The sequence below is a fragment of the Flavobacterium maritimum genome, assembly GCF_040049085.1.
Lineage (GTDB): Bacteria > Bacteroidota > Bacteroidia > Flavobacteriales > Flavobacteriaceae > Flavobacterium > Flavobacterium maritimum.
In genome coordinates, this window is the sequence record NZ_JBDLZY010000001.1 from 884212 (window position 1) to 897546 (window position 13335).

9 protein-coding genes are annotated in these 13335 nt (G+C 33.0%); all 9 read left to right on the forward strand.

Going from position 1 to position 13335, the window contains the following annotated elements:
- Positions 1–775 precede the first annotated feature (775 nt).
- Positions 776–2944, forward strand: a complete 2169-nt coding sequence (locus ABEB23_RS03945; RefSeq protein ID WP_348811070.1) for an FISUMP domain-containing protein — start codon at positions 776–778, stop codon at positions 2942–2944.
- A 388-nt stretch (positions 2945–3332) separates the two neighbouring features.
- Entirely contained in the window at positions 3333–3731 is a 399-nt protein-coding gene (mutT, locus tag ABEB23_RS03950) for an 8-oxo-dGTP diphosphatase MutT (protein ID WP_348811071.1), read from the forward strand.
- Entirely contained in the window at positions 3721–5550 is a 1830-nt protein-coding gene (locus ABEB23_RS03955; RefSeq protein WP_348811072.1) for a DNA/RNA helicase domain-containing protein, read from the forward strand. Before mutT ends, ABEB23_RS03955 begins: the two co-directional genes overlap by 11 nt.
- A 3-nt stretch (positions 5551–5553) precedes the next feature.
- Positions 5554–6435, forward strand: a complete 882-nt coding sequence (locus ABEB23_RS03960; protein WP_348811073.1) for a YDG/SRA domain-containing protein — start codon at positions 5554–5556, stop codon at positions 6433–6435.
- A gap of 161 nt (positions 6436–6596) precedes the next feature.
- Positions 6597–8177: a type I restriction-modification system subunit M gene (locus ABEB23_RS03965; RefSeq protein ID WP_348811074.1), complete on the forward strand. Its 1581-nt coding sequence runs from the start codon at positions 6597–6599 to the stop codon at positions 8175–8177.
- Entirely contained in the window at positions 8174–9445 is a 1272-nt protein-coding gene (locus tag ABEB23_RS03970) for a restriction endonuclease subunit S (protein WP_348811075.1), read from the forward strand. The genes ABEB23_RS03965 and ABEB23_RS03970 overlap by 4 nt, the downstream gene beginning before the upstream one ends.
- Before the next feature lie 12 nt (positions 9446–9457).
- Complete coding sequence (locus ABEB23_RS03975) at positions 9458–9874, forward strand: hypothetical protein (protein WP_348811076.1); 417 nt, start codon at positions 9458–9460, stop codon at positions 9872–9874.
- 114 nt (positions 9875–9988) lie between these two features.
- Entirely contained in the window at positions 9989–12061 is a 2073-nt protein-coding gene (locus tag ABEB23_RS03980) for an McrB family protein (RefSeq protein WP_348811077.1), read from the forward strand.
- The gene (locus tag ABEB23_RS03985; protein ID WP_348811079.1) at positions 12051–13334 is read left to right on the forward strand and encodes a 5-methylcytosine restriction system specificity protein McrC; all 1284 of its coding nucleotides are present in this window, start codon (positions 12051–12053) and stop codon (positions 13332–13334) included. The genes ABEB23_RS03980 and ABEB23_RS03985 overlap by 11 nt, the downstream gene beginning before the upstream one ends.
- Position 13335: the final 1 nt, after the last annotated feature.

Here is a 13335-nt window from a genome sequence, read left to right on the forward strand (position 1 = left end):
ATAATAATAATAATAATAATAATAATAATAATAATAATAATAATAATAATAATAATAATAATAATAATAATAATAATGTAAGATGTGCTTCTTCTGTATTTATCATCTTTCATTAAGATCCCTTTTGAAGTAGATATTGAATATCTCTTAAAGCGGTATCAGGAGCACATTTTGTAATCTTTGCCCATTTTGTAGCGGTCAGTTTCCATCAAATCCATCTGACATCTTATTAAGAAATAATTTTTGTCTTTAATTCAATGATGTGTTGTTTTGTTTTTCCCAAAAACTAGCTTTTGATAGTACATGTTCTAAGGTACTATTTGTTACATTCAAGGCCGTTAAGAGGTTTTCAAAAAACCATAACAACCAATTAGTAATATCTAGGGTTCCCTTTTGTGTTTGTTCTAAAATGTTATGGTATTGATTCCGTAGCAAAAGAATTTGTGCCGACCTAAATTATATTAATCTTTAGGATATATTTTTTCAATTAAATTATAAGTTAAACATCTGTTAATTAATGTTTTATGTTTTTTTTAATAATTAAATTTGCATAGCAATAAAGTACAATTATTTTGACGAGTTAATTGCGAATATTAACTATTTTGGTATAAATATTCAACTTACACACTTGTAATGTATTTACTTACTCTTCTGAATACTTTCGTTTAATTTTTTTAAAAAATATATTTATGAATAATAGTATTTTATATTTTAAAAAGCCCACATTCTACTGATGATTTCCTACTAAAAATTATGGTTTTAAAACCATATTATTATGAAAAAAATTATATTTTTATTATTCCTAATAATTTTAGTGGTAATAGTAGCCTGTTCTAAGGATGATAATATCTTGAATCCTGAGGAACAACAACAATCAGTACTAAAAGAAATAAAAGTTAATGTTGAATTACCAGAAGGGTCTACTATTAATGTGAATAATCTAAAACTTACTTCTCTATTCACTGAAAACTCAAATGTTTCTAATAATCAAGGAAATATTGAAACATTTAACGTCAACTCATTAGAATTGGCCTTCGCAACTAATAGTCAAGATAATATAGTTATGTTGAGTTATTTTAATCCGATAGTTGGGAACGAAATTGTAATGAATTCTGAAACCACTGCAATAGCTTTGGTTATGATGCACCCTTGGACATTTGATCTTTCAGTAAAAGCCAAAGAAGAAGCTTATACATACATTAAGAATTTGCCAGAGTTTCAAACCTATAAAAAAGCTATAGAAAAAAGTATAGCCATTGGAGACCTTGATCCTTTAGCAAATCAAACGGTTTTAGATAAGGTTATTGAAATACAAAATATTACTTTTCAAAAGATTAATGAATACAAAATGCCATTAGATTTTAGAGCTGAAAACTCAACTGCTTCTGTCACGAATTTATTAAGTAGTGCGTCCTATTCGGTCGGACTTTATGATGAAAAAGGTGTTTTCATTGAGAATAGGATAGCGCAAGGTTTGGATAAATCTTATTTCTTATTTCAAGAATTTAAAAACAACGTTTTTCAAGAAACCAAAAGTGATGGGCAAACAGCCAGGTTTAATATTTCAAAAGATGGGAAGTGGATTTTAAAGGCAAAAAGCGGTCTATCTTTTGATAATAGCGCAGAAAACCAACAAGCAGCTATTTATAATACCGCAACAATTGCAGTTAATGCTATAGGTGTATTCTCGCCTGCAATATCAAAACTGTTAAAAGATAATAAAAAATGTTATTATACAATTGGTGAAACTGTTTACAAAGGTAATTTAGGGGGTATAAGTATTTCTAAAAGTATAGAAAAATATTCGAATCATTCTATATCAGCTTATGAATTAAGCATTGATGTTTTAAAATTTACTTTGAGTAAATCTAAAGTTTTACTTGATTTAATAATTAATTGTAACACACAAAGTGCAAAAGAATATGGGATTGACAAAATAAAAGCAGGATTTTTTGGTAAATTATTGCAGTTTGTAAGTGATACTGATCGTTTAAAAGCTGTATTCAATTCTACTGCAATGCTGACTGACTGGACACAATATGATAAAGAGATTGAATTTTGTTTTCAAAAAAAAGGTAGCACTATTGTTGATTGTAATAATTCTTGTGTAAACTCCACTATAGCAATCACAGCAACAGTAAATGGAAATAGCGCCACAGCCATAGCTACAGGAGGGCAGCTTCCTTATGCGTATCTATGGAGTAATGCTACTATTGGTTCTACAGTTAATAACCTGACTGATGGAAATTATTCAGTGGTAGTTACTGATGCAGCGGGTTGTACAGCAACTGCCTCTATAGTAATTTCAATGGCAACAACACCTACTGTTACAGACATTGATGGCAATGTCTATCCTTATGTAAAAATTGGCAACCAATACTGGATGCAAAAAAACCTGAATGTATCCAAATATAGAAACGGCGACCCAATCCCGCAAGTCCAAGATGCTAATCAATGGGCAGGATTAACAACTGGAGCTTGGTGTTATTATGAAAACAATACAGCAAACGGAAAAGTGTACGGCAAGTTATACAATGCGTATGCGGTGAATGATTTACGTGGTTTAGCCCCAGAAGGTTGGCATGTGAGTTGGGATATCGAGTGGTCATTTCTACAAGATTTATCAATTGGCAGTAATGTAGACATGTTAAAAGCCACAACAGGTTGGCTAACGTTTGATGGAGTGATACCAACTTTAACAAATAGTACTGGCTTTACTGCACTTCCGGGTGGGCGGCGCAATTATGATGGAAGTTGGCCGACATGGGAAAAAATTCAAGTCCAATGGATGTTAGGATACCATAGTGAATGGTGGAGTGTGGATTCCCATGGCTACATCACGGGCACTTCTGTTATAGATAGCAACATTCCACAGGTTTATACTTATGCCTATCCTACGATTTATGGGGAGGGGTATTCCGTGCGTTGTTGTAAGAATTATTAATGTCTTTGTCCTTTTACTTTTTGAAAAAAAATAGCTAATTTTTACTAAAATTAAAAAAATTAAAAATAAGAAAAACCTATTATAATATGAATAGGTTTTTTTTTGGGACGGGGCTCAACATGATTTATTTTTCATATAAAATAAAGGCCGTAAATGTCCGAAGCGATAATGAAAGGCCTATTTCATCCTTTTACTAGAGTATAGATCAAAACAGCAAATAGGCTTTTAGTTTTTGGCATATTTTTCGTACTTTATTTTCTCGAATTGGATTACAAACTACTTCTTTTTCTTATATTCGTTTGCGGTAAATTAAATAATCTATTTCTTTCATACATTGAGTAGATGACATCGAATAGTTTTATCGCTATTAATACAGAATATTAAATTAATGAAAGATTTAAACAAAACGGATCAAGTAACTGCTGCAATTATAAGAAATGGATCAAAGATCCTAATTGCAAGACGATCGCCAAACAAACATCTTGGTGGTTTTTGGGAATTTCCAGGAGGTAAAATTGAAGAAGGAGAAACAGCGCAGGAATGTTTAAAGAGAGAGTTAGAGGAGGAGCTTGGAATTATTGTGAGAGTTGGAGAATTTTTCATGGAAAATGAACATCATTATGAAGACAAAATTATTTTGCTGAAGGCATATGAATGTGAACATGTTTCTGGAAATATAGTGCTTAACGATCACGACCAAATAGAGTGGGTGGAAAAGTCTGACTTTGTAAACTTTAAATTTGCTCCCGCTGATATTCCATTTATAAAAGCATTAAATGGAAAATAATAAAACGGCGAGAACAGTTTATTCAATTCAATCCTTTCTTGAGGTTGAAGTGGCTACTTGGGGCACCCTGTTGATGGAGCATCACTTAGATTGTATGCAAGAACCAGCCAGTTATTCTCAAAGAAAAGCCTGGTTTGATTGTTTTACTATTTTGAAACGGGAACTTACATTATTAATGTTGCCAGAGGACCTCGCTAAAAATACATTTTTAGTATTTGAATATGAATTACCTAGAGAAAGAGGACGTAGGCCAGATGTATTAATTCTTAGCGGAAACAACTTAGTTGTATTAGAATTTAAAGGGTATTCTAAAGAAAATCATGCTCAAATTGATCAAGCAAAACACTATGCTCGTGATTTAAGGAACTATCACGAGCAATCTCACCAATTGAATGTTGTGCCTGTTTTAGTTTTAGCTGCTGGGAATGAAATTTCGCATACTGTAGATGATGTTAAAATACTTTCAGGAGATAATCTTCATTTATTATTACTTGATCTCGTTAAAGATCGATTTATGAATATTGATAATTGGTTTGAAAGTGAATATGCGCCGCTACCATCACTAATTCAATCGGCACAATTGCTGTTTAAAGAAAAACATTTTCCTCAAATAAAAAAAGCAAGTAGCGCAGGTATTCCATTAACCCTTACCAAATTAGAACAAATTGCAAAACAATCTGAAGTTAAAAATTCGCATCATTTGGCTCTGATTACTGGTGTTCCTGGTGCGGGTAAAACTCTTGTAGGTTTGCAATTTGTATTTGAAACTCATTTACAAAATAAAAAACAAAAAGCAGTCTTTTTATCGGGTAATGGGCCTTTAGTCCAAGTGCTCCAATTTAATTTAGATAATAGAAATTATGTTCAATCTGTACATGGGTTCTTAAAGCAATATGCTCATTCAAACCAAATTCCATCTGAGAATGTGATTATTTATGATGAAGCACAACGCGCATGGGATGCTGATAAAGTAACTAATTCTCATAGAGAAAGTACAAATGCTGAACCAACAGACTTTATCAATATCGCCAATAAGAAATCACATTGTTTATTGATTGGTTTAATTGGAGAAGGACAAGAAATACATTTAGGTGAGGAAAGCGGAATGGAGCTATGGTCTAATGCATTAAATCAATCAAAAACAAAATGGACTGTACATTGTCCTGAAAAACTTAAAAGCAATTTTGTTAAACAAGGGCTTGAAGTTGTTAATGAATTTAATTTAACAACTTCATTAAGAACGCATCAAGCTTTAACACTTCAAAAATGGGTTGAATACTTATTGGAAGACAAAATTACCGAATCAAAAGGAATGATGGAGAATTTATTAGATGAGGATTATCCAGTTTATGTGACAAGAGAACTTGAACTTGCTAAATGTCATGTTAGAAATAAGTATTTTGACGAACCTGATAAAACGTTTGGGATTATTGCTAGTTCAAAAAGTAAAATTCTACCGAAATATGGAATAATGAATGGATATACATCGACTCCTACTTTTACATTTTCACAGTATTATGTTGATGATAAACATATATTCTATTGTAGAAATCTGAATAGCGTTGTTACTGAATTTGCTTGTCAAGGATTAGAATTGGATATGCCAATATTAGCATGGGATGCAGATTGGATTTATAATTCAGGATGGAATGATATATCTCCAAATAGGAAAGCAAAAGATTCAAAAAAATTACGAAAAAATAGTTACCGAGTATTATTAACCAGAGGTAGAGATGGGCAGATCATATTTGTTCCAAAAGAAAATTCACTAGATAACACATACCAAGTTCTGCTTGATGCGGGATGTAAAACATTATAAATTATGCCAAATTACCTATTCGGGGATATTGAAGGAATTAAAGAAGGAGCTAGCTTCAAGGATAGACAAGAACTTAGAGATGCTGAAATACATTTGAAACCAGTTAATGGTATAGACGGAAATCCTTCAGTAGGTGCTTCATCAATTGTCTTAAATGGGGGTTATGTAGATGACTACGATCTAGGGAATGAAATTATTTATACTGGTGAAGGTGGCAGGGAAGATGGTTCAAAAAAACACACAAAAGATCAAAGTTGGGATGCTACTGGAAACAAAGCACTTATTGTAAGCGAAATGCACGGGTTACCGGTAAGAGTATCACGTGGTCTTAAGCATAAATCAGCATATAGCCCTAAAGTTGGTTATCAATATGGAGGTTTGTACAGCGTTACTGATCATTTCGAAGAAAAAGGAAAAGATGGCTTCATGATATGTAGATTTAGATTAGAAAAAATCACTCCATTAAGTAAAGACCTATCTATAGTTAAAAAGACATTATCAAGTGGTTCTGAAGAATCAAAACGAGTTCCAACGACAACTTTAAGAATTGTTAGGGACACTAAACTATGTATAGAAATAAAAGACCTTTACAATTATACTTGTCAAATTTGTGGTATTGAAATTTCTGTTCGCGGAGTTAAATATGCAGAAGCAGCGCACATTAAACCATTAGGTAAACCACATAATGGTAAAGATCAGCCTGGTAATATAATTTGTTTGTGCCCAAATCATCATGTGATGCTCGATAAAGGAATTTTTGCGATAGAGAATGATCTTTCACTTAATGGTATCGATGGAGTGTTGACAATTCATAATGATCATCAACTTGAAATGAAGAACCTGGAATATCATAAAGAACATATTTTTATTAATCATACAAAATAAATTTAGATTATTAGAAACCAGACACTTTTAGATTTAAGAGCTAATTATTTGTAATTATATTCACCCTCTTTACGGTTTCCCTCAATTGTCGTTCTTAAATAATTAGTTACTTTAGCCAATCAACAAAGAATCCGTATAAATACACGCTTTTACAATATTTCATGACCCAAGAACAAATAAAGAATTTAGAAAAAGAATTGTGGGATGCCGCTGACGAACTAAGGGGAAACTCCAAATTGACGGCTGCTGAATACAAAGACCCTTTACTGGGATTAGTACTATTACGCTTTGCGCAAAACCGTTACGAAGATGCCAAAATTGCTATAGCCAATTCATTGCCTATCAATCCTCGAACGGGTGTACAACGTGAAGCGACCAAAGACGATTACGCTGCTTCAGGTGCCATTATGTTGCCCGAAAAAGCCAAATACGATCATTTGGCTGCGCTTCCCGAAAGTGAAGATATTGCCGAGGCCATCAACAATGCCATGAAATTGATTGAAGCTGAATATCCCGATTTAGCAGGTATTCTTCCTAAAAGCTATCAGGAATTCGACGATAAATTGTTGCGCGATTTGGTGCGAGTATTCAACAAAGATGCGGTTCGTCATGCCAAAGGCGATGTGTTTGGGCGCATCTATGAGTTTTTCTTGATGAAATTCTCCATGCAGGGTGCCGGTGCTCAGGAAGGTGGAGAATTCTTTACGCCTCCGTCCTTGGTAAACCTGATTGTCAATTTCATACAGCCCAATCACGGTATCATACATGACCCTGCCTGTGGTTCGGGCGGTATGTTTGTGCAAACGGCTCATTTTATACAAGATCACGAAAACAAAAGTGTCAACGAAGCCATTACGGTATATGGAACTGAGTTGAAAAGCAACAACGCCAAACTGGCCAAAATGAACCTAGCCATTCACGGGATTGAAGGCAAAATCATTGAAGGCAACAGCTTTTATACTAACCCACATAATCTTACAGAAAAGTGCGACTTTGTTATGGCTAATCCTCCCTTTAATGTGGATAAAGTAGATGCCAAAAACAAATTCCTTGCCGATGACGAACGCCTACCTTTTGGAGCACCTCTTACTGGAAACGGTACGGTAAGCAACGGGAATTACCTCTGGATGCAGTATTTTCATTCGTATCTGAACGAAACGGGACGTGCCGGATTTGTCATGGCTTCCTCGGCTACTGATGCCGGAAATGCCGAAAAGCGCATCCGCCAGCAGTTGATTGAAACCGGCGACGTGGAATGTATCGTCTCGGTGGGAAACAACTTTTTCTATACCCGTTCGTTGCCCTGCCACGTATGGTTTTACAACAAAGGCAAAAAGCCCGAAAACAAAAACAAAATCCTGATGATCGATGCGCGCAACACTTTCCGTAAGGTTACGACTACCATCAACGATTTCAGCGAGGAACAATTGGAAGGACTTACCGCCATCATGCAACTCTTTCGTGGCGAAAAACCCGAAGTAAGCAAAGACAATATTTGGTTTAACGAAAAATTTCCAACAGAAAAATACGAAGATGTAGATGGCCTTTGCAAAATAGTGGATTTAGAAGAAGTTGCTGCCCAAGATTACAGCTTGACTCCTGGTCGTTATGTAGGCGTAGTGGTAGAACTTGATATGGACTTTGATTACCAAGGACGTATGACTGAAATTCATGGAGAACTTGCTACTTTGAATGAAGAAGCAAATCGATTGATGCAACAAATTCAAAGTGTGCAATTATGAGAGAAGGTTGGAAAGAAGTTAATTTTGGTGATGTAGTTCAATTTCCACCTAAAATTTCAATGAAGAAGGGTACAACTTATCCTTTCATTCCTATGGAGGCTATTGATAGCGGCAAAAAATATGTTAAACCAAAAGAAGAAAAACCACTTACGAGTGGAGGTGCCAAGTTTGAAGAAGGGGATACTTTATTTGCAAGAATTACTCCTTGTTTACAAAATGGTAAAATTTCACAAGCAAAAAATTTAAATGGAAAACCAGGTTTTGGATCTACTGAATATTTTATTTTTAGAGGAAAGGAAGGGATAACAGATACGGACTTTATTTATTATCTAACATTGAATAGTTGGTTTAAAGATAAAGCAATTGGAAGTATGGTTGGTGCATCTGGTAGACAAAGAGCTGATACAACATTCGTTAGAAATATAGAAATCGAGCTTCCCCCACTCTCAACCCAACGCAAAATTGCCTCTATCTTATCAGGCTATGACGATTTGATAGAGAACAATCTGAAGCGCATCAAATTACTGGAAGAAAAAGCCCAACTCACCTATGAGGAATGGTTTGTAAAAATGCGTTTTCCTGGTTATGAAACGGCGGTGTTTAATGAGGTAACGGGATTGCCTGAGGGGTGGGATAAAGTTAAGTTAGGTCAATTATTAGAAATAACATCCAGTAAACGTATATTTCTATCTGATTATGTTGAAGAGGGAATACCATTCTATAGAAGTAAAGAGATTATTCTAAAAAGTAAAAATGAAGCATTAAATGATTTGCTTTATATTTCGAAAAATAAATTTGAAGAGATCAAAAATAAATTTGATTTACCCAAATCAGGTGATATTTTGGTAACTGCTGTTGGGACTTTAGGATATCCCTATTTAATAACAGATAGTGATGGTGATTTTTATTTCAAAGATGGTAATTTGATTTGGTTGAAAAATAGTCAATTAATTAGTTCAACATACCTCATTTCTTGTTTCAAAAATGAAAATTTTCAATCTAATTTGAAAAACATTGCTATTGGCTCAAGCCAAAAAGCATTGACTATTTCGAGTTTAAAAGATATTTTGATTTTAAACCCTAAAAGTGAAATCCAATTGAACTTTGATTCTTTAATAATACCGTTATTTAATAGTATTGAAAATCTCCAAAACCAAAATCGTCTTCTCAAAGAAGCTCGTGATATTTTATTGCCAAGGTTAATGAGTGGGATGATTGATGTGGATAAAATGGCTGTACCGGCGGCTGTGGAGGAATTAGGGATTTAAAAACACAATATTATGTTTGAAGATATTACAAAGTATAAAAATTGTGGAAATTTCTCTTTTAGAAAAGGAGATAACTTAGCTCAATTAAGCAAAAATGTTCCTGAAAAACCCGGTGTTTATTACATACTCCGTTTGGCAAAAGGAAAAGTCGATTTGGTTTACATTGGCAAGTCCGGCACAGTTCTCCAGGACGGTTCATTTAAATCTCAACTTTTACGTGGCAGATTAAACAATAAACAAGAAGGCGTAAAAAGACAAGTTTATTTTGACATGAAGATGGATCAGGAAAACATTGACGGCTTGGATATCTACTGGTTTGTAACCGTAGATGATAAAAACAATGATTTACCCGGTTTTGTAGAAGCTGTTATATTACAACGTTTTTATGAAACTCACGGAAAACTGCCTGAGTGGAATAAAGAATATTAAAAACCAAACACCCTCCGTACTCAAAGAGCCACAGGATATTTTATTGCCGAGGACGATGAGCGGGAGATCCTTGATTTACAATAGTAGGTTAATTAAAAAATTAAAGTAGTAAAAATGAAAATATTTTTTGGTAAAATATCTGATAAATATGATTTAAGGCAAATAGAAGATGGTTATTACCAAGCTCCTAAAAGCAGCACATGGTTTAACGGTATTGATATAGGTGATTATGCTTTCGTAATTGGTGGGAATCGCATTCAATTATGGAAAGCCCGTGAATGGGGTGAAATGCCTGGTGGTAATAATGACAAGCTCGATTTCGATATAATTAGTCGTGATACAGGCCTAAAAACAAAAGACTTAATTGCTTTTAAATTTTTTAAGTTAACAATAGATTTAATTGTAAAATCGACAAGGTCTACTGGTGGAGAAAGAAAAGCTTTTTTTGAATTGGAAGTGGAACCAGAATTATTAGAAAAAGATCTACTTGATCCAGGAACCTTTACCAATCAGGATAATTTTAGACAAATCAAGACTTTTTTGCCTAAACAAACAATAAATCTTGATTCGTATGATATTCAATTGCAATTTGATAACGGATTACTCAAACTATATCCTATTAAAAACTGTGAAGAAGGAATTGTAAGTCGTTTTCAAGACAATACTGCATTTATTGGAAAAGGGCAATCTCAAAAAGATAAGACACTTTCTATTTTAAAAGCAACAAGTAATATCATAAAACCTTTAAATATTACTATTAAAGATCTTTATGATGCTTGTATGTGCAAATACAAAGTTGTAAGCCAAGATACAAAATACTGGGTGGTAAATGGTTACGAACAAGAAAAAATAAATTATGATTTAGAAAATGATAGTTTTGTAATGTATTTTCAATATACAGTTCAAAAACAAGGAACAGTAACGCAAACTCTTAATGCCGCTAAAAAAATAAAACCCGGTGATAAGGTGCTCCTTTATAATCAAAATAAGTTTTTTGGACATGCAACGTTTGTTGAAACAGAAGTTGAAAGTACTTTAGAAACTACTTTGGCTGATTTAATAAGAAATCGATCAAGGAATGATGACGGTGAAATCGTAATTTTCACAGATGCTCCCTGTATCTATGAAGATTTGACAGTTGAAAATGGTTTTATGGGCGAATGGGGACAACGCCTGTCATTAGAAGGTTGGGAGGATGTCAATGAGAAGGGAATAAATATTCCTGGTATTTTAGAACATTTAGGTTCGTCGTCTATTATCCAAAATACCATTATTGAATTGAAAGACAAAACATTTTTTGATTTAGTAAAAAAAATCCTTTCTGGAGAAGTTCAAAATAGTAAAGAGTATAAAAAGATGAATGAAATCATAGAACTTATTAAATATAAAAAACAAGTTATTCTGCAGGGTCCTCCGGGAACAGGAAAAACATTTTCAGCAAAAAAATTAACTTTTGATCTTTTAGGAGGTGATATTCCGGAACGTTATAAACTGATTCAATTCCATCCTTCTTATACCTATGAAGATTTTGTAAGAGGAATTGTTTCTGAAGTAGACGAAGATGGAAATATTTTCTATAAAGCAAAAAACAAGATTATAGCAGAGTTTGCAGAAATAGCTGCAGCTTCAAAAGAAAATTATGTTTTAATTATTGATGAGATTAACAGAGCGAATCTTCCATCTGTTTTAGGAGAGTTGATCTACGCTTTGGAGTATCGTAACAAACCTGTACAAAGTATGTATGATATTAATGGAGAGAACGCCATAACGATACCTGATAATTTATTTATAATAGGAACAATGAATACAGCGGATAGAAGCGTCGGTCATATTGATTATGCAATAAAAAGACGTTTTGCTTTTGTGGACATTTTACCTAATGAAGACGTCATTAATTCAGTAAAAGGTAAAGAATTATTTAATAACGTAGCCAATCTTTTTATCAAAGAAAAAGACGGAGAAATTGTCAATTCGGATTTTCTAGCTTCAGATTTTGATCATAAAGAGGTACAACTAGGACATAGTTATTTCTTGTTACAAAATGGAACCCCAGATGAACAGAAAGTAGAACTAGAAATGCGATTAAAGTATGAGATAATTCCAATCTTGAATGAATATATAAAAGACGGATTATTACTTGAAACAGCAAAAGTTGAAATTGAAAAAATAGCAAAGTTTGAGTGTTAATTTACTAACATATCGAGAGCATGACGAGGAATCATTTCAGGATGATAAACTTGTTTTACCCACGGATCTTTATGAGACTCTTTTTGTTAAAAGTCATAGAGGTAAAGATACTAGTTTACCCTGTTTTTCTATTAGAAAATCTCACACAGTTCTTAATTCCTTTAGTGTAAAAACTGGTTATTTCATTGGTGTTGATTGGATTCAAACAAACCAGTCAGCATTGCACGTAGGCCCCAAACTTAACGATTCAAATAAAGAAGTTGATTTTATTAAAATGCTTTTTTCATCGTTACGTCATGCTGATGTAGCAAAGGAAATCAATGAACTTTTTGAGGTAAAATGGGATTTGCCTACTATTGAAATTAAACAGAAACAAGATTTGTTAACGCCTTTTTTGGTAGTAGAATTTTTGAGCTTAATTAAAACGATTGTTCGCAAAGGGTTAAAGAAATCATACTATAAAGTAGAGCAAAACCTACATAGTAAAGTAAAAGGAAAAATCCTTGTGGGTAAATCGATTAAACTCAATTTACAACAAAATAAAAAACTTTATACGTATTGCAGCTATGATGAATTTGGTTTAAATAACAAAGAAAATCGGCTATTAAAAAAAGCATTAACTTTCGTAAAAAGATATTTACCACATTATCCCAATTTTACAAATAATAAAGATTTACAGGATACATTTAATTACATAAATCCTGCTTTTCATGAAGTTTCAGATGAAATTGATTTAAACGAAATTAAGCACAGTAAAACAAACGCATTTTATAAAGAGTATGAACCTGCAATTCATTTAGCAAAGCAAATTTTAAAGCGATTCGGTTATAACATTTCTAACACAGAGAAAGCTACAATTAAAACACCTCCTTTCTGGATAGATATGAGTAAATTGTTCGAGTTATATGCTTTGGGTTTATTAAAAGACCGCTTTCACAATCAAGTTAAATTTCAATATAAACATTATGGAAACGAACTTGATTTTTTACTGAAATCGAATGATTACCAAATGGTTATAGATGCTAAATATAAAATGACATATTTAAACGGTAGTCATGATGAAGATATTCGTCAAGTTAGCGGCTATGCACGTTTGCGAAATATATATGATGCATTAGATAAAAAACAAGGCGAAATAATAGATTGTTTAATTATCCATCCTGACCAAGAAAACGGATTGGATAATTTATCTAATGTAAATTTAAAAGCTACTGAAATTGAACGATATTTTGATGTTTATAAAATTGGACTAAAATTACCTTATATCAAATAAT